23 protein-coding genes are annotated in these 17234 nt (G+C 58.7%); 19 read left to right on the plus strand and 4 right to left on the minus strand.

The genetic code is table 11. From position 1 onward, the window contains the following. The first annotated feature begins 30 nt into the window (after nucleotides 1-30). On the plus strand, nucleotides 31-2148 hold the full coding sequence (gene fusA, locus ISX84_RS07520) for an elongation factor G (RefSeq protein ID WP_195819725.1): 2118 nt from the start codon (nucleotides 31-33) through the stop codon (nucleotides 2146-2148). Between the two features lie 78 nt (nucleotides 2149-2226). Then, nucleotides 2227-3402, plus strand: coding sequence for an elongation factor Tu (tuf, locus tag ISX84_RS07525; protein ID WP_195819710.1), 1176 nt, complete (start codon nucleotides 2227-2229; stop codon nucleotides 3400-3402). Nucleotides 3403-3581: 179 nt separating this feature from the next. Here the strand turns inward: tuf and ISX84_RS07530 are convergent, their stop codons facing one another. Then, nucleotides 3582-4358 (minus strand): hypothetical protein, encoded by a 777-nt coding sequence (locus tag ISX84_RS07530; protein ID WP_195819726.1) that lies wholly within the window; start codon nucleotides 4356-4358, stop codon nucleotides 3582-3584. Between the two features lie 451 nt (nucleotides 4359-4809). Here ISX84_RS07530 and rpsJ point away from each other — a divergent pair, with 451 nt between their 5' ends. The 5 genes from rpsJ (at nucleotide 4810) to ISX84_RS07555 (ending at nucleotide 8319) form a co-directional block, all read left to right on the plus strand. Next, on the plus strand, nucleotides 4810-5130 hold the full coding sequence (rpsJ, locus tag ISX84_RS07535) for a 30S ribosomal protein S10 (RefSeq protein WP_195819727.1): 321 nt from the start codon (nucleotides 4810-4812) through the stop codon (nucleotides 5128-5130). Nucleotides 5131-5148: 18 nt separating this feature from the next. After that, entirely contained in the window at nucleotides 5149-6030 is an 882-nt protein-coding gene (rplC, locus tag ISX84_RS07540) for a 50S ribosomal protein L3 (protein WP_195819728.1), read from the plus strand. Further along, nucleotides 6027-6644, plus strand: coding sequence for a 50S ribosomal protein L4 (gene rplD / locus ISX84_RS07545; protein ID WP_195819729.1), 618 nt, complete (start codon nucleotides 6027-6029; stop codon nucleotides 6642-6644). Before rplC ends, rplD begins: the two co-directional genes overlap by 4 nt. Then, nucleotides 6641-6937: a 50S ribosomal protein L23 gene (locus tag ISX84_RS07550; RefSeq protein ID WP_195819730.1), complete on the plus strand. Its 297-nt coding sequence runs from the start codon at nucleotides 6641-6643 to the stop codon at nucleotides 6935-6937. The genes rplD and ISX84_RS07550 overlap by 4 nt, the downstream gene beginning before the upstream one ends. A 341-nt stretch (nucleotides 6938-7278) precedes the next feature. After that, nucleotides 7279-8319 (plus strand): hypothetical protein, encoded by a 1041-nt coding sequence (locus ISX84_RS07555; protein ID WP_195819731.1) that lies wholly within the window; start codon nucleotides 7279-7281, stop codon nucleotides 8317-8319. A gap of 256 nt (nucleotides 8320-8575) precedes the next feature. Here ISX84_RS07555 and ISX84_RS07560 read toward each other — a convergent pair whose 3' ends face one another. Further along, on the minus strand, nucleotides 8576-9289 hold the full coding sequence (locus tag ISX84_RS07560; RefSeq protein WP_195819732.1) for a DUF533 domain-containing protein: 714 nt from the start codon (nucleotides 9287-9289) through the stop codon (nucleotides 8576-8578). 313 nt (nucleotides 9290-9602) lie between these two features. Between ISX84_RS07560 and rplB the strand changes: the two genes are divergently transcribed. The 5 genes from rplB to rplP are packed head-to-tail and all read left to right on the plus strand — an operon-like array spanning nucleotide 9603 to nucleotide 12245. Continuing rightward, a complete protein-coding gene (gene rplB / locus ISX84_RS07565) occupies nucleotides 9603-10445 on the plus strand; it encodes a 50S ribosomal protein L2 (RefSeq protein ID WP_195819733.1) in 843 nt (280 codons plus the stop codon). Between the two features lie 3 nt (nucleotides 10446-10448). Beyond that, nucleotides 10449-10727, plus strand: a complete 279-nt coding sequence (gene rpsS / locus ISX84_RS07570) for a 30S ribosomal protein S19 (RefSeq protein WP_067296663.1) — start codon at nucleotides 10449-10451, stop codon at nucleotides 10725-10727. Nucleotides 10728-10730: 3 nt separating this feature from the next. Continuing rightward, nucleotides 10731-11111, plus strand: coding sequence for a 50S ribosomal protein L22 (rplV, locus tag ISX84_RS07575; protein WP_195819734.1), 381 nt, complete (start codon nucleotides 10731-10733; stop codon nucleotides 11109-11111). Further along, nucleotides 11111-11818, plus strand: coding sequence for a 30S ribosomal protein S3 (gene rpsC, locus ISX84_RS07580; RefSeq protein WP_195819735.1), 708 nt, complete (start codon nucleotides 11111-11113; stop codon nucleotides 11816-11818). Before rplV ends, rpsC begins: the two co-directional genes overlap by 1 nt. 13 nt (nucleotides 11819-11831) lie before the next feature. Beyond that, nucleotides 11832-12245 (plus strand): 50S ribosomal protein L16, encoded by a 414-nt coding sequence (rplP, locus tag ISX84_RS07585; RefSeq protein ID WP_195819736.1) that lies wholly within the window; start codon nucleotides 11832-11834, stop codon nucleotides 12243-12245. A 137-nt stretch (nucleotides 12246-12382) separates the two neighbouring features. On the opposite strand, the gene ISX84_RS07590 is transcribed toward rplP, so the two are convergent. Then, complete coding sequence (locus tag ISX84_RS07590; protein ID WP_195819737.1) at nucleotides 12383-13126, minus strand: hypothetical protein; 744 nt, start codon at nucleotides 13124-13126, stop codon at nucleotides 12383-12385. A 153-nt stretch (nucleotides 13127-13279) separates the two neighbouring features. After that, complete coding sequence (locus tag ISX84_RS07595) at nucleotides 13280-13900, minus strand: TIGR02466 family protein (protein ID WP_195819738.1); 621 nt, start codon at nucleotides 13898-13900, stop codon at nucleotides 13280-13282. 287 nt (nucleotides 13901-14187) lie between these two features. Between ISX84_RS07595 and ISX84_RS07600 the strand changes: the two genes are divergently transcribed. The 7 genes from ISX84_RS07600 (at nucleotide 14188) to rpsN (ending at nucleotide 17224) form a co-directional block, all read left to right on the plus strand. Next, nucleotides 14188-14859: a LysE family translocator gene (locus tag ISX84_RS07600; protein ID WP_229884175.1), complete on the plus strand. Its 672-nt coding sequence runs from the start codon at nucleotides 14188-14190 to the stop codon at nucleotides 14857-14859. Between the two features lie 274 nt (nucleotides 14860-15133). Then, on the plus strand, nucleotides 15134-15340 hold the full coding sequence (rpmC, locus tag ISX84_RS07605) for a 50S ribosomal protein L29 (RefSeq protein ID WP_195819739.1): 207 nt from the start codon (nucleotides 15134-15136) through the stop codon (nucleotides 15338-15340). Between the two features lie 11 nt (nucleotides 15341-15351). Further along, nucleotides 15352-15591, plus strand: coding sequence for a 30S ribosomal protein S17 (rpsQ, locus tag ISX84_RS07610; RefSeq protein ID WP_195819740.1), 240 nt, complete (start codon nucleotides 15352-15354; stop codon nucleotides 15589-15591). 72 nt (nucleotides 15592-15663) lie between these two features. Then, nucleotides 15664-16032, plus strand: a complete 369-nt coding sequence (rplN, locus tag ISX84_RS07615; protein ID WP_011567679.1) for a 50S ribosomal protein L14 — start codon at nucleotides 15664-15666, stop codon at nucleotides 16030-16032. 2 nt (nucleotides 16033-16034) lie between these two features. Then, a complete protein-coding gene (gene rplX, locus ISX84_RS07620) occupies nucleotides 16035-16346 on the plus strand; it encodes a 50S ribosomal protein L24 (protein WP_195819741.1) in 312 nt (103 codons plus the stop codon). Further along, nucleotides 16339-16902, plus strand: coding sequence for a 50S ribosomal protein L5 (rplE, locus tag ISX84_RS07625; protein WP_195819742.1), 564 nt, complete (start codon nucleotides 16339-16341; stop codon nucleotides 16900-16902). The genes rplX and rplE overlap by 8 nt, the downstream gene beginning before the upstream one ends. 16 nt (nucleotides 16903-16918) lie before the next feature. Then, nucleotides 16919-17224: a 30S ribosomal protein S14 gene (rpsN, locus tag ISX84_RS07630; RefSeq protein WP_195819743.1), complete on the plus strand. Its 306-nt coding sequence runs from the start codon at nucleotides 16919-16921 to the stop codon at nucleotides 17222-17224. The last annotated feature ends 10 nt before the right edge of the window (nucleotides 17225-17234 follow it).

A 17234-nucleotide genomic window follows, 5' to 3' on the forward strand; every position in this document is an offset into this window, starting at 1 on the left:
CGTTTTCAGATACCTCAAGGAAGCAGCCCCATGGCACGCGACTATCCGCTAGACCGCTACCGCAATTTTGGCATCATGGCTCACATCGATGCTGGCAAAACCACCTGTTCGGAACGCATCCTGTACTACACAGGCAAGTCCCACAACATCGGTGAGGTGCACGATGGTGCAGCCACCATGGACTGGATGGAGCAGGAGCAGGAACGCGGCATCACCATCACCTCGGCTGCGACCACCACCTTCTGGGAGCGCACCGAGGACGGTCAGACCGCTGACACGCCCAAGCACCGCCTGAACATCATCGACACCCCGGGCCACGTGGACTTCACCATCGAGGTCGAGCGTTCGCTGGCCGTTCTCGACGGTGCCGTCTGTGTGCTGGACGCCAACGCTGGTGTTGAGCCACAGACCGAAACTGTCTGGCGTCAGGCCGACCGCTACAAGGTGCCGCGCATGGTGTTCGTCAACAAGATGGACAAGATCGGCGCGGACTTCTTCAACTGCGTAAACATGATCGAAGACCGCACCGGCGCGCGCGCCGTGCCTGTTGGCATTCCGATCGGTGCAGAGACCGAGCTCGAAGGTCTGATCGACCTCGTGACCATGGAAGAGTGGCTCTGGCAGGGTGAAGACCTGGGCGCGTCCTGGGTCAAAGCGCCCGTGCGCGACAGCCTCAAGGACATGGCCGAAGAATGGCGCGGCAAGATGATCGAAGCGGCCGTCGAAATGGACGACGACGCGATGATGGAATACCTGGAAGGCAACGAGCCTGACGTGCCGACCCTGCGCGCGCTGCTGCGCAAGGGCACGCTGGAGATTGCTTTTGTGCCGGTTCTGGGTGGCTCTGCCTTCAAGAACAAAGGCGTACAGCCACTGCTGAACGCCGTGATTGACTACCTGCCGAGCCCGCTCGACGTGGTCGACTACATGGGCTTCAAACCGGGCGACGAGGAAGAAACCCGGAACATCGCGCGCCGTGCGGATGACAACATGGCCTTCGCTGGCCTCGCGTTCAAAATCATGAACGACCCCTTCGTTGGATCGCTGACCTTCACACGGATCTATTCCGGCGTGCTGAACAAGGGCGACACGATGCTCAACTCCACCAAGGAGAAGAAAGAGCGCGTGGGCCGCATGATGATGATGCACTCCAACAACCGTGAAGAGATCGAAGAGGCCTTCGCGGGCGACATCATCGCGCTGGCGGGTCTGAAAGACACGACAACGGGCGACACGCTCTGCGCCGTGAACGATCCGGTGGTTCTGGAAACCATGACCTTCCCAGATCCGGTGATCGAGATCGCGGTTGAGCCGAAGACCAAGAACGACCAGGAAAAAATGTCGCAAGGTCTGGCGCGTCTGGCGGCAGAAGACCCCTCCTTCCGTGTGGAAACTGATCTGGAATCCGGTCAGACCATCATGAAGGGTATGGGCGAATTGCACCTCGATATTCTCGTCGACCGTCTGAAGCGCGAGTTCAAGGTCGAGGCGAACATCGGTGCGCCGCAGGTGGCCTATCGCGAGACGATCTCGAAAGAGTACGAAGTCACCTACACCCACAAGAAGCAGTCCGGTGGCTCCGGTCAGTTCGCGGAAGTGAAGATGATCCTGACGCCGACAGAGCCGGGCGAAGGTTACTCCTTCGAATCCCGTATTGTTGGGGGTGCCGTGCCCAAGGAATACATTCCGGGTGTGGAAAAAGGTATCAAATCGGTGATGGACTCTGGTCCGCTGGCGGGCTTCCCGGTGATCGACTTCAAGGTCGCGCTGATCGACGGTAAGTTCCACGATGTGGACTCCAGCGTCTTGGCCTTTGAAATCGCGGCCCGCATGGGCATGCGCGACGGCATGAAAGGTGCGGGTGCGAAACTGCTCGAGCCGATCATGAAGGTCGAAGTGATCACGCCGGAAGAATACACCGGTGGCATCATCGGTGACCTCACCTCCCGCCGGGGTCAGGTGTCCGGTCAGGAACCACGCGGCAACGCGATTGCGATCGACGCCTTCGTGCCGCTGGCCAATATGTTTGGTTACATCAACACGCTGCGGTCGATGTCGTCGGGCCGTGCGCAGTTCACCATGCAGTTCGATCACTACGATCCTGTTCCGCAGAACATCTCGGACGAGATCCAGGCAAAATTCGCGTAATTCAGTCGCCCCACCCGGGGCGGCGAAACCCAACTTCGGGTGGCTTAGCCATCCAACAGAACACCTAAGGAGGCCACCATGGCAAAGGCAAAGTTTGAACGTACGAAACCGCACGTAAACATCGGCACGATTGGTCACGTTGACCACGGCAAGACGACGCTGACGGCTGCGATCACGAAGTATTTTGGCGATTTTCAAGCCTACGACCAGATCGACGGCGCGCCGGAAGAGAAAGCCCGCGGGATCACCATTTCCACAGCACACGTGGAATATGAGACCGACGCGCGTCACTACGCGCATGTCGACTGCCCCGGCCACGCGGACTACGTGAAAAACATGATCACCGGTGCCGCCCAGATGGACGGCGCGATCCTGGTGGTGAACGCCGCCGACGGCCCGATGCCGCAAACGCGCGAGCACATCCTGCTGGGCCGCCAGGTGGGCATCCCGACGATGGTTGTCTACATGAACAAGGTCGACCAGGTCGACGACGACGAGCTGCTGGAGCTGGTCGAGATGGAAATCCGCGAGCTGCTGTCCTCCTACGAGTACCCCGGCGACGACATCCCCGTCATCCCCGGCTCGGCGCTGGCGGCGATGGAAGGCAACAACCCGGAAATCGGTGAAGAATCCATCAAGAAGCTGATGGCCGCCGTCGACGAATGGATCCCGACGCCCGAGCGCGCGATCGACCAGCCGTTCCTGATGCCCGTGGAAGACGTCTTCTCGATCTCCGGTCGGGGTACGGTTGTGACCGGTCGTGTCGAGCGTGGCGTGATCAACGTGGGCGACGAGATCGAAATCGTCGGCATCAAGGACACGCAGAAAACCACCTGCACAGGCGTTGAAATGTTCCGCAAGCTGCTGGACCGCGGTGAAGCGGGCGACAACATCGGCGCGCTGCTGCGCGGCATCGACCGGGAAGCGGTTGAACGTGGCCAGGTGCTCTGCAAGCCCGGCTCCGTGACCCCGCACACCAAGTTCGAGGCCGAAGCCTACATCCTGACCAAGGATGAGGGCGGCCGTCACACGCCGTTCTTCGCGAACTACCGCCCGCAGTTCTACTTCCGGACCACCGACGTGACCGGCACGGTTCAGCTGAACGAAGGCACCGAGATGGTGATGCCGGGCGACAACGTGTCCTTTGGCGTTGAGCTGATCGCGCCGATCGCGATGGAAAACGGTCTGCGTTTTGCGATCCGCGAAGGCGGTCGCACCGTCGGCGCCGGCGTGGTGTCCAAAATCACCGAGTAACCGCGCATTTGGGAGCTTCCCAGCGACGCACGAATTTGAAGAAAGGGCCGCTCAAATTGAGCGGCCCTTCGTTTGTTAGTGTCGGTCGCTTTGCGGACGAAGCTGCCCTTCGCTGCGGATGCGCCACTTATCGCTTTTCAGCGGTTGCCATGAGTGAAGTCATCGAACTCGCCTTGGCCTTAGAAGATGCGGGAGTTCGGGATTAAGTTGCTCGCATCCAACACGGACATAGTCTGATCCGTGACGATCAAAACGATGAATACTGTTGCAAGGCCGTACATAACTACGCTCAACTTGAGCGCCAAAGTGTTGGTATTCGCTGCCCCTTCGTATTCGCGACTAGTCTCCAAAATAAGTTCTCGGAGGCTGGACTCGTTCAGTTCGCGCAGCCCTTTCTCTTCTTCAATAACTTTTCCAATGTAGCTCCGTTTGTCGTCAGAACGGATGATTTGAGGTGCCGCCGACTGGTACAGTGTTTGACCCAATACCGCGCAAAGTGAGGCACCAAAGGAAACTACCCAAACCATGGGCAGGGCCGTTGCTTGGATCGATGCGTTCTCGATTGCAAGGGCCACCGTATGAAGCGCTTCGGCGATATCTTCAAACCCTGTATTCAATTTTTCACGCGTCGTCGTTTGTAATGGTAGGCTCTGCGCCTCAGGCATTCGGTCCAAAACTGCGATCATTTTTTCGCGAGCTAGGCTAAGGCTCTGGTTATACCGGTTGACAAGAACTCTGACCGTCGGCCATAGGCCCGCCATCAGTGGAACTACCAGTAACATGATGTATGACGCTCTTGTCAGGATCTGTAATTCGCCAAAACTGCGTACAGATTCCCACGTGATCCTTGATGCATATCCTTCTGGATTTGCATCAAGGACCCGATTGATGCTGGCGAAATCAGGAGCACGTTCAACCCTTGAACTTGAAGTGGAAAGCTCTTTCTCATCGACCATCGAAAAACCTCAAAATATTAATTGAATCCTTGCCCAACTTGCGTGTTCTTTTATTGAGGATGCAAGTTTAGATGCAATTTTCTTAATAGCAGACAAAATGGCGACTGTGGGATTCTTGGACATGGGTTGAGGAGCGGACCTTCGTGAAAAGTGCAGCATCCAACAGTTTGGGCTCAGAGCCTCCGTCTGCCGCAATATCGGGCGGCAGCAAGGACGAATTGTTGTTGAAAGCAGCGTTTCTGCAATGACAACACCGGATGCGCGGCAGATATCATCCATATTCGTTCGGAAACCCCATTGCCTTTTCCTGCGACTCCCCCTAAGACGCGCAAGTCCTGAGAGGGTACGGCTGGCCGTGCCCTTTTTCAGTTCATAAAAAGACGCGATGAGGGTGTGCGATGAGCGCCCGTCCTCCTCTCCGATCTGGACCCTGATATAAAGGGTGATGCTCATGGCCGTTCAAAGCCAAAACATCCGCATCCGCCTCAAGGCGTTTGACTACCGTGTGCTGGATGCCTCCACACAAGAAATCGTCAACACCGCCAAGCGTACAGGTGCTTCCGTTCGCGGCCCGATCCCGCTGCCGAACAAAATCGAGAAGTTCACCGTTCTGCGTGGCCCGCACGTTGACAAGAAATCCCGTGACCAGTTCGAGATCCGCACGCACAAGCGCCTGCTGGATATCGTTGATCCGACCCCCCAGACCGTGGACGCGCTGATGAAGCTCGACCTGGCCGCTGGTGTGGACGTCGAGATCAAGCTGCAGTCATAAGCGTAGGAGGGTAATTTTATGTTGCGCTCAGGCGTTATTGCAAAAAAAGTCGGGATGACCCGGCTGTTCATGGAAGACGGCAAGCAGATCCCTGTGACCGTTCTTCAACTCGACAAGCTGCAGGTCGTGGCTCAGCGGACCGTTGAAAAGGATGGCTACACGGCCGTTCAACTCGGCGCCGGTGTGGCTAAAGCCAAGCGGACGTCTCAGGCCATGCGCGGTCACTTTGCTTCGGCAAAAGTGGAACCCAAGCGCAAGGTCGCCGAGTTCCGCGTGGACGAAGAGAACCTGATCGGTGTCGGCGAAGAAATCATCGCGGATCACTATTTTGAGGGTCAATTCGTTGACGTGGCGGGTACCTCCATCGGTAAAGGTTTTGCCGGTGCGATGAAACGCCACAACTTCGGCGGTCTGCGTGCCTCGCACGGTGTGTCGATCTCGCACCGCTCGCACGGCTCGACCGGTCAGTGTCAGGATCCTGGCAAGGTTTTCAAAGGCAAGAAAATGGCCGGTCACATGGGTGCTGCCCGTGTCACCACGCAAAACCTGCAGGTCGTCCGCACAGATACAGACCGTGGTCTGATCATGGTCAAAGGCGCTGTGCCGGGCTCCAAAGGGGGCTGGGTGACGGTCAAGGATGCGGTGAAAAAGCCGTTCCCTGAGAACGCGATCCTGCCTGCCGCTTTGAAATCTGCTGCCGAGGAAGCTGCAAAAGCCGCTGAAGAAGCCGCTGCTGCCGCTGCTGCCGAGGCCGAGGCCGAAGCCAAGCGTCTGGCTGAAGAGCAAGCCGCCGCGGAAGCCGAAGCGCTGAAAGCCGCAGAAGCTGAAATCGCAGCTGACAAAGAAGGTGGTGCGCCGGAAGCGGATGCAGATGCCGACAAGAAAGAAGGTGACGCATGAAACTCGATGTCATCAAACTCGACGGCAAGAAAGCCGGTTCGGTAGATCTGGACGAGGCGCTTTTCGGTCTCGAACCACGGGCCGACATCCTGCACCGCGTCGTGCGCTGGCAGCGTAACAACGCGCAAGCCGGCACGCACAAGGTCAAGACACGCTCGGAAACCAGCTACTCGACCAAGAAGATCTATCGCCAGAAGGGCACCGGCGGCGCACGCCACGGCTCCCGTAACGCGCCGATCTTCCGCAAGGGTGGTATCTACAAGGGCCCGACCCCGCGCAGCCATGGTCACGAACTGACCAAGAAGTTCCGCAAACTGGGTCTGCGTCATGCGCTGTCCGCCAAGATGAAAGCGGGCGAGATCGTCATCCTTGACGAGGCGGCCTCCGAAGGCAAAACCGCCGCTCTGGCCAAACAGGTTGCAAACCTGGGCTGGAAACGCGCGTTGGTTATCGATGGCGCGTCCGTCAACGAGGATTTCGCTCAAGCCGCGCGCAACATTGACGGGCTGGATATCCTTCCGACAATGGGCGCAAACGTATATGACATCCTCAAGCGTGACACGCTGGTGATCACGAAGGCGGGTGTCGAAGCTCTGGAGGCTCGTTTGAAATGAACGCCAAGGCAGAACATTACGATGTGATCCGCAAGCCGATCATCACCGAGAAGGCAACCATGACGTCCGAAAACGGCGCAGTGGTCTTTGAAGTGGCGATGGACAGCAACAAACCGCAGATCAAGGAGGCCGTCGAGGCGCTCTTTGGTGTGAAGGTCAAAGCGGTCAACACCACGATCACCAAGGGCAAAGTAAAGCGTTTCCGCGGCCAGCTCGGCAAGCGGAAGGACGTCAAGAAAGCCTATGTGACGCTGGAAGCCGGCAACACGATTGACGTGTCCACGGGCCTCTAAACGTCCGATCAGAACTCTTTGCAGAACCCCGGCCTTGAGAAAGGTCGGGGTTTTGTTTTGTTCGAGGCCTGTCTGGCGGCGCCGCAGCTCTTCGCAAAAGCGATCATCGCCCTTTGAACAGGCATGCGGTTGACGAAGTCCGGTCAAACATCCCTGATCAATTGTTACCAGGTGCGCGTCACACCTGATTTTTCGCAGTCAGTGTGGTAATCTGGCCACCAACTGCCCATTTTCTCTCGCTATATTAACTATTTGTGAACGTTTGTTCCCAGTGCCGCGCCGCGGAGTGTTTCCAATGATCTGCCACCATGGACAGTACGTCTCTCCGAGGGGTCAATATCGTGTCGAAAACTGGAACCGGCGGTTTCGCCAAATCAGGCCTTGAAGCGCGTCCGATCGCATCCGATCACCCGGTGTTGGTGGCGGACTGGAAGGACCGTCTGGACGAAGCCCGCGCCAAACGCGCCAAGCGGCTGCTGAAGCAGGGCAATGCACCCAGCATACCCGAACCATTGCCAACCCGGACAGACAGGGATGACGATGTGCCAGCGGCGGCTGAATCCACGCCCGATGTGGAGAGAGCCTTGCCGCATCTGAGCACGACGCATGCCGTCAGGGCCCTGCTGGTGTTTTCAGGTGCCGCTGGTTTCGGTCTGGGCGTGACACTTGGTTTTGGCGCATTAGTCGGTATTGGCGTGCAGACTGCACCGCCTGAGGCGCCAGCTGTCGCGGTCTCTCAGAGTGCCAAGGTTGAACAACAACCGATCTCGCCCGACCCGGTTGCCGCTGTGGAGGTGCCTGCTGCCCGTGCCGCCGCGCTGGTTGAGGCGGCGGCGGTTTCTACGCTGACGGCCGCTCCGGTGGGGTTCTTTGCGCCTGAGCCCGGCTCATCAGAGGCGATCACTCTGCCTGAAATCTCCGCGGTACAGTACATGCGCGCGGATACCGACCTTGTGATGGCTGCCACTTTACGGTCATTGCCGGAGGTGCCGGGTCTGACCGGCGAAGAGGCGATGTATGGCAGCATCTCGCCCCAGCTTCAGTTTTTCATGCACGCGCCGGACGGTATCCCGAACGACAGGCTGCAAAGCTATGTGGCTGAGCTGGAGGCCGCCGGGATCGCGGTCGCTGAAATAGGACGCGAGCGCTTTCGCGTGTCGACCACCCACCTGCGATATTACAGCCCGGAAACCGCGTCGGTTGCCCAGGCCGTCGCAAGCGATCTTGGGATAGAAGCGCGCGATTTTTCGGAAAACGCGCTGAACTCGGAACGGATCGAGGTTTGGGTCGCTGGAAGGCCCAAATCTTCGGGTAACGTCGAGCAGCCCCGCACCGGATTTTTTGCGCGATTGTTCAATCCGCAGAGTCAAAGGAGCGAGTGATGACGCGGTAAAGCGCGTGGATGTGCTGCGCAAAGCGGTGGAGGCCACAGGCAGTCAAGGCGACTTGACGCATCTCCGTGACTGGCTGCGGCGCGGACCCTCGCTATAAATGCCCACAGGGTTCCAGATGCTGACCACTGAACCGACCGCGCAGCGGCACTTGGGTGGCCCAGACCTCCGCTGACTTTGTCAGCCTTTTTTGAGGCCTGGGCTTTTCAGATCGAGCCTTGGCATGTCTGGCCTGCGGCCCCCGCCGTCAGGTGGCAAGCGGCGGCACACCCATCCTCGCGTGGATCGCATCGCGCTGCGCATCGCTCAGGCCGAGTCCGGTCGCGAGCTGGCGCATGTATTGCGCCTCTGTCGGATTGTCGATGCGGATCGCGGCCAGCGACGTCGAATAGACCTGCTCGCGCCCGACATTGCCTGCGTCCTGCACCAGGCCGGCCAGATCAACGGGGGCCTGCAGTTCCGCCTTCACGAACTCCCGCTCTTCCTCGCTGATATCGCCCAGCCGGTCCACAATGGCCGCCTGCTCCTCGGTGTCGATCTCACCGTCGGCCTTGGCGGCCTGAATCATCGCGCGGATCATCAGTTTGGCCTGCTGTTCCATCGCATCGCCCACGGGTGTATTGCCGAACATCGCCTCCATCATCGAGGCCGACTGTTGGCTGCCCGCTTCGGCTGCCCCCCGCAGGCTCGCCATCAACCCGCCCAGACCGGCGGCACCCGCTTCGGTGGCACCGGCCGTTGCCTGCCCCATCTGACCGAACAGGTTCTTGACCTGTGCGGAGCCGCCCGGGATGCCGAACTGATCTGCCATGCGGCCCAATTGGTCGGCCATATTACTGCCGCCTGCGCCCTGCATCGCGTTTTGCAGACCGGCCATACCGCCCATCTGCTTGTATTTATCCATACCCTTCGCTGCGGCGAACCCGACAGCGACCGCAGCAAGTGCTTTTACAAAACTCATGGTATTCCCTCCACCCAAGATCTTTGGAGCCTACCATCTCCCCTGTTAAGTTAGAAAGACAGAAGATGGGGTCGTGTCTGGCGCGGCGAATAGGTGCCAAGGTGCGGCATGACACACCGGAAAAACCTGTATTTTCAGCCCGCACACGCTTGACCCCGGGGGCGGCCTCTCTTAAACGGACCCATCGGCAAGGCCCCGGATTCGTCCGGGGCTTCGTTGTTGTCCTGACGGACACCCAAGTCGGGCACCTACGGGGGCCTTCATACCATGGTCGTCATTGCGACGACCGACAGCAAAACGGAAGACAGACAACATGGCACTCAAGTCGTATAAACCGACGACGCCGGGCCAGCGTGGGCTGGTACTGATCGACCGTTCGGAGCTCTGGAAAGGCCGCCCGGTCAAAGCCCTCACAGAAGGCTTGACCAAGAATGGCGGACGGAACAATACCGGACGGATCACGATGCGCCGCAAAGGCGGCGGGGCCAAGCGCCTCTACCGGATCGTCGACTTCAAACGCAACAAATTCGATGTCACCGCGACCGTGGTGCGGATCGAATATGACCCTAACCGCACAGCCTTTATCGCGCTGGTGCAATACGAGGACGGCGAACAGTCGTATATCCTCGCACCGCAGCGTCTGGCCGTGGCAGACAAGATCGTGTCGAGCCAAAAGGCAGACATCAAGCCCGGCAACTGCATGCCTTTCTCCGGCATGCCCATCGGGACAATCGTGCACAACATCGAGATGAAGCCCGGCAAGGGTGGTCAGATCGCGCGTGCCGCCGGTACCTACGCCCAATTCGTGGGCCGGGATGGTGGCTACGCTCAGATCCGTCTGAGCTCCGGCGAGCTGCGTCTGGTGCGTCAGGAATGCATGGCGACCGTTGGTGCCGTGTCGAACCCCGACAACTCCAACCAGAATTACGGTAAAGCGGGCCGCATGCGTCACAAGGGCATCCGCCCCTCTGTGCGTGGTGTCGTGATGAACCCGATCGACCACCCGCATGGTGGTGGTGAAGGCCGGACCTCTGGTGGTCGTCACCCGGTGACGCCTTGGGGCAAGCCGACAAAGGGTGCAAAGACCCGGAACAAGAAAAAAGCGTCCAGCAAGCTTATCCTGCGCTCGCGGCACGCCAAGAAGAAGGGGCGTTAATCTATGTCTCGTTCAGTATGGAAAGGCCCTTTTGTCGACAGCTACGTGTTGAAAAAGGCCGAAGCGTCCCGCGAAAGCGGCCGCAACGAAGTGATCAAGATCTGGTCGCGCCGCTCGACAATCCTGCCCCAGTTCGTGGGCCTGACGTTCGGTGTCTACAACGGTCACAAGCACATCCCTGTTAACGTCAGCGAAGACATGATCGGTCAGAAGTTCGGTGAATACTCCCCGACACGGACCTACTACGGTCATGCCGCCGACAAAAAAGCGAAGCGGAAATAAGCCATGAGCAAGGATAAAAATCCCCGCCGCGTGGCTGACAACGAAGCAATGGCAAAACTGCGCATGCTTCGCACATCCCCGCAGAAACTGAACCTCGTCGCCGCGATGATCCGGGGCAAGAAGGTGGACAAGGCCCTGACGGACCTGACCTTCTCCAAGAAACGGATCGCTCTGGACGTGAAGAAATGCCTTCAGTCCGCCATCGCGAACGCGGAAAACAACCACAACCTCGACGTCGATGAATTGGTCGTCGCTGAGGCCTATGTGGGTAAAAACCTGACCATGAAGCGTGGACGTCCGCGCGCGCGTGGCCGGTTCGGCAAAATCATCAAGCCGTTCTCGGAGATTACGATCAAGGTGCGTCAGGTAGAGGAGCAAGCCTAATGGGTAACAAAGTCAATCCGATTGGCATGCGCCTGCAGGTGAACCGCACCTGGGACAGCCGCTGGTATGCCGACACCAAAGATTACGGGGACCTTCTGCTGGAAGACCTCGCAATCCGTGAATTCATCAAGAAAGAATGTCATCAGGCCGGTGTGGCCCGTGTGATCATCGAGCGTCCGCATAAAAAATGCCGCGTCACGATCCACACAGCCCGCCCCGGTGTCATCATCGGCAAGAAAGGGGCGGACATTGAAGGTCTGCGCCAGAAGATCGCCAAGATGACCGACTCTGAGCTGCACCTCAACATCGTTGAAGTGCGCAAGCCTGAGCTGGACGCGGCATTGGTTGGTGAAAGCATTGCACAGCAGCTGGAGCGTCGGGTGTCTTTCCGCCGCGCCATGAAACGTGCGGTGCAGAACGCGATGCGCATGGGGGCCCTCGGCATCCGCGTGAACGTCGCCGGTCGTCTGGGCGGTGCCGAGATCGCGCGGACTGAATGGTACCGCGAAGGCCGCGTGCCTTTGCATACCCTGCGGGCCGACATCGATTACGCACATGTGGAAGCGACGACTGCCTATGGCATCATCGGGATCAAGACCTGGATCTTCAAAGGTGAGATCATGGAGCACGATCCAGCCGCGCGTGACCGAAAAGCACAGGAACTCCAGGATGGCCCAGCACCCCGTGGTGCAGGCGGTCGTCGCTAAGGGGGAATGACAGATGCTACAACCAAAACGCACGAAATTCCGCAAGCAGTTCAAAGGCTCGATCAAGGGGCTGGCGAAGGGTGGGTCTGACCTGAACTTCGGCACCTATGGTCTCAAGGCCATCGAGCCTGAGCGGGTTACAGCACGTCAGATCGAAGCGGCCCGCCGCGCGATGACGCGTCACATGAAACGTCAGGGCCGGGTCTGGATCCGGATCTTCCCGGACGTGCCGGTCACTGCCAAACCCATCGAAGTCCGCATGGGTAAGGGTAAAGGCTCCGTCGACCGTTGGGCGGCGAAGGTCAAGCCCGGTCGCGTGATGTTCGAGATCGACGGCGTGAACGAGGACGTGGCCCGCGAGGCGCTGCGTCTGGCGGCGATGAAGCTGCCGATCAAGACACGGGTCGTCGTCCGCGAGGACTGGTAAACCCGGGCGGCTTTTCTGTCACCCGCAACCTGCGGGTGCTGCCAAAAGAAAAACCCCCGTCGTTCATTCGGCGGGGGTTGTTTCGTCTGAACGGATCTTTTGAAGGAACGTGCTACCGGGTTAGTGGCACGTTGTCGTCAGTTGGTCTGGAAATACCGCTCCTGTGTCTGCGAGACACTGACCGCGAGGATGCAGAAGCCCGTAAGCGTGATCAACTCACCGCCGTCCTCAAGGAAAAGCAGTGCTTTAACCGGGAAAACGATATGCGCCATATCGATGACCACGCCAAAAATCACCAGCGCGCCAAAGCAAAGAGCGGCGGCAAAGAGCAAGCCAAGGTCACCGGTCATGCGCTGTTTTACCGCCCAGGCAAGAAGCGGTGCCAGCAGACAGGCCGCAATGTACCAAGCGGCCAATTCGCCGAGGTCCTGTCCGCGCAAGCCAAACGCCGGTTGTAACGCGGCGGCCTCTGCAATCACACTGCCAAGCCGCTCATGGTATCGCGCCGTATCGTCGAACCAGATGAAGGCGCAGAGCACGGCCAGGAAAAGCGCCACGCGTGACCGGTCGCGGATGTGGCACATGACAAACAGTGCTGCGGCGAGAAACGCGAGCCCGTGACCAAGTTTTTCGCTCAGGCTGTTGTCTATCCCGAGGTTGAGCTCGGCGTGGATCGTTCCGGCCAGTGTACTATTGGGCTGCAAAGCATAGGCAAGAACTGCCGCCGCCAGACACAGGGTTGTGGTGGCAAGAAACACCGCAGAGATCACCCGGCTGGACCGATCCTGCCAACCCATCCGGCATAGGAGCACAAACTCTTCCAGCGCTTGCGCGATGAAGGCGCCGCGTTCTGCGCGGATATCGTGATGTTCTACGGCCATGCACCGGCCCTCAATGCAATGGTTTCATAAAATATTTACAAAACTATTACATTTGTCCATTGGAACCAATAGCGAAGGCCCGCTGAGACAGTCAAATTCCCGAAGTCGCCTGATTTTTAGCAAATCCGCTTGGGGTGGATGGGTGTTCTGTCGTCAACTCCAACTGTAGTTGAAGCTCACCGAAATCCGTTCTTCTTCGGCCATGTTGAGCGGGACTTCGTGGCGGAGCCAGCTTTCCCACAGCATCACGTCTCCCGGTTCGGGCGCGATGTATCTGAACGTCTGCAACTCCGCAGGCGCGTCTTTGTGGCGGGGAGGGGCGGCCATCATCATCGGCAGGCGCGGGTCTTCAAGCTTGAGCGCGCTGGCTCCGGGCGGGACGGCAACATAGGTGGTGCCGCTGATCACGGAATGCGGGTGGATGTGGCTGGTGTGGATGCCGCCGGGGGGCAGGATGTTGATCCAGATATCTTCCAGTTTCAACGGTCTGTCGCCTAGGTCGAAAGCGAGATCCTTTGCGAAAGATTTCACGTGTTTGTCGAGGCACTTGACCAGATCCTTGAAGATCGGAAAGCGGTAGGGCAGGTCGGTCAGCGAGGCATAACTGGTGTAGCCGGGATAGCCGTTCTGCTCGCACCAGTCCTGGCCAGCCTCGTCATCTTCCGCGATGGACCAGCAGGAGGCCTGCAACTCAGCGGTATCGATGGCGGGCTTCTTCTCGGAGAGAGAGGCGCGGTAGAGGCGGGTAACGAAGAGGGAATCTATAGTGCTCATGACCCCGTCTTAGCCGAGCCCGTGGCGAGAGGCGAGGGGGTGATGCGGCGTGTGCGCAAAGAACCCGTAGGCTTGGGGCCCGGTAGGGATTTTGGGTCGCTTCCAAAGGGAATATGGTTATTTCGATGCCGTTGTCACGTCGGTGGTCGCATAGTGGTTTGAACGAATTTGCGGGATTAAAGCGGCGTACCGTGGATAAAGACTTGCGAAGAAAAATGGCGATTGAGCGGACGGCGCTGCCCTTCGGGGTGATCGTGTGAACGCCCGCTTCTCGCGTTGTCAGGCGGTTGGAACGCTTCTACTGTCTTTCTATGCTGATTGACCCTTTTACCCTTGCTGCCTTCTCAATTGCGGTCGTGATCTTGGCGCTTACGCCGGGCCCGGACCTGTTCTTGATCGTTGGTCGTGGGTTATCTCAAGGGCGCGCCGCTGCGATCTACACAGCATTGGGTTTCTTTCTGGCCGGGACGGTTCAAGTTCCCCTGCTGGCTCTCGGCTTGGCGACACTTGTGGCAGAAAATCCGCTCGCATTCGATGTCATCCGCTATGCGGGTGGAGCCTACCTGATCTGGCGCGGGCTAAAACTGCTGTTGGGATCAATGCTTGATCCAACTGGAGGCAGTTCGATCGTGTCTTCTCGCGCAGCCATCAAAGAGGGGTTCATCGCCAGTCTGGTAAATCCGAAGAGCCACGTGTTCATGCTGGCCTTCCTGCCGCAGTTCGTGGACCCTGCTGCGGGGTCGGTCGCTGTTCAGTTTGTCATCCTTGGCTTCGTAATGCGCGCTGTCGCTCTCGTAGTGGAGCTGACGCTCGCCACATTCTCAGGAACCATCGGAGCCGTCCTGCGCCGTTCACGTCGCGCGCGCACCATATTGGAGCGCACGGCTGGGCTGCTCATTGTTGCTATCGGAGTCCGGCTTCTCCTTCTGGAGTCACCGGAGCCGCGAGGTGCTCAGTAAGATCTTCTTTGAAGCATACCCGATTTGTTGCGGCTCCGCTAAAGCCTCCGCAATAGGGAGGGCGCTTTGCACCCACCCCTCGACTCGAGCGCGGGTGAAATTGTGGGGGGAGTGGGGGACTAGGCGACGGCACTGGGTCAGGCGTTTTGTTCTTTGTCAAAAGGGGTTGCGATGCAGGCCGGTTGGGCCTATACGGCCCCTTCATCATGAACTCCACGGGAATCAGGGTGACGCTTTCAAGCGGCCTTCTCGTGATGTTGAAAGGAAAAGGGCGATGGACGCCAAGGAATTGCACGACAAGACCCCGGACCAGCTGCGTGAAGAGCTGGCCAATCTGAAAAAAGAACAGTTCAACCTGCGCTTTCAGCAGGCCACGGGCCAGCTGGAAAACCCTGCGCAGCTGCGCACCGCGCGCCGCAATGCGGCCCGTGTGAAGACCGTGTTGAACCAAAAAGCAGCCTCTGCTGCTGCGTCTGAGTAAGGAGAGCACCCATGCCAAAGCGTATTCTGTCCGGCGTCGTGACCTCTGATGCCAACGCCCAAACAGTCACCGTCAGCGTCGAGCGCCGCTTCACGCACCCGGTTCTGAAGAAGACCATCCGTAAGTCCAAGAAGTACCGGGCGCACGATGAGAAGAACACCTTCAAGGTAGGGGACTCTGTCCGCATCATCGAATGCGCGCCGAAGTCGAAAACCAAACGTTGGGAAGTGCTGGAGGCCGCTGAGGCCTAAGGCGCACGCCCTTAATTCGAAACCCTGGGGATATGGCCACGCATCGGCCCCCCAAAGGTCGGGAGAAACCAAATGATCCAGATGCAGACCAACCTGGATGTTGCTGACAACAGCGGCGCACGCCGTGTTCAGTGCATCAAGGTCCTGGGTGGTTCCAAGCGTAAATACGCCTCCGTCGGCGACATCATTGTTGTCTCGGTGAAGGAAGCCATCCCCCGCGGCCGTGTGAAGAAAGGCGACGTGCGCAAGGCCGTCGTCGTGCGCACTGCCAAGGAAGTCCGCCGCGAAGACGGCACCGCGATCCGCTTTGATCGCAACGCCGCCGTCATCCTCAACAACAACAACGAGCCGATCGGTACCCGCATCTTCGGGCCAGTTGTGCGTGAGTTGCGTGCGAAAAACTTCATGAAAATCATCTCGCTCGCTCCGGAGGTGCTGTAATCATGGCTGCCAAGTTGAAAAAAGGTGACAAGGTCATCGTGCTGGCCGGCAAGGACAAAGGCAAGACAGGCAACATCACGTCTGTGGACCCGAAATCCGGCAAGGCAATTGTGGACGGCATCAACATCGCCATCCGCGCCACACGTCAGTCCCAGGAAAGCCAGGGCGGTCGCATCCCCAAGGCGATGCCGATTGACCTCAGCAACCTCGCGTTCGTCGATGCCAAAGGCAAAGCGACACGGGTCGGGTTCAAGATGGATGGTGACAAGAAAGTCCGTTTTGCCAAGACAACGGGAGACGTGATCGATGCTTGATACAGCGAATTACACCCCCCGCCTGAAGGCCGCGTATAAGGGCACCATCCGCGCGGCGATGAAGGAAGAGTTCGGTTACAAGAACGACATGCAGATCCCGCGTCTGGACAAGATTGTCCTGAACATCGGCTGCGGTGCCGAGGCCGTGCGTGACAGCAAGAAGGCCAAGTCGGCGGTCGAAGATCTGACGTTGATCGCGGGCCAGAAGGCGCTGACCACCACGGCGAAGAAATCCATCGCCGGTTTCCGGGTCCGCGAGGACATGCCGATGGGCGCGAAAGTGACCCTGCGCGGCGACCGCATGTACGAATTCCTCGACCGTCTGATCACCATTGCGATGCCCCGCATCCGCGACTTCCGCGGCGTGTCGGGCAAGTCTTTCGATGGGCGTGGCAACTATGCCATGGGCCTGAAAGAGCATCTGGTGTTCCCGGAGATCAACTTCGACAAGATCGATGAGAACTGGGGAATGGACATTGTGATCGCCACAACGGCGCAAACCGATGCTGAAGCAAAGAGCCTGTTGAAAGCTTTCAACATGCCTTTCAACAGCTGATCGGGAGGGAATAGATATGGCTAAAAAATCTATGATCGAACGCGAGAAGAAGCGCGAAGCTCTGGTGAAGAAATACGCTGCCAAGCGCGCTGAACTCAAGGCAATCGTGAACGACCAGGACAAGCCGATGGAAGAGCGTTTCCGCGCTTCCTTGAAGCTGGCGAAACTGCCGCGCAACTCCAGCGCTGTGCGTCTGCACAACCGCTGCCAGCTGACCGGTCGTCCACACGCCTACTATCGCAAACTGAAAATTTCGCGGATCGCGCTGCGGGACCTTGGCTCGAACGGCCAGATCCCCGGCATGGTCAAGTCGAGCTGGTAAGGAGCGCATC

Origin of the sequence: Roseobacter sp. MH60115 (assembly GCF_015644665.1) — a bacterium.
Lineage (GTDB): Bacteria > Pseudomonadota > Alphaproteobacteria > Rhodobacterales > Rhodobacteraceae > Roseobacter.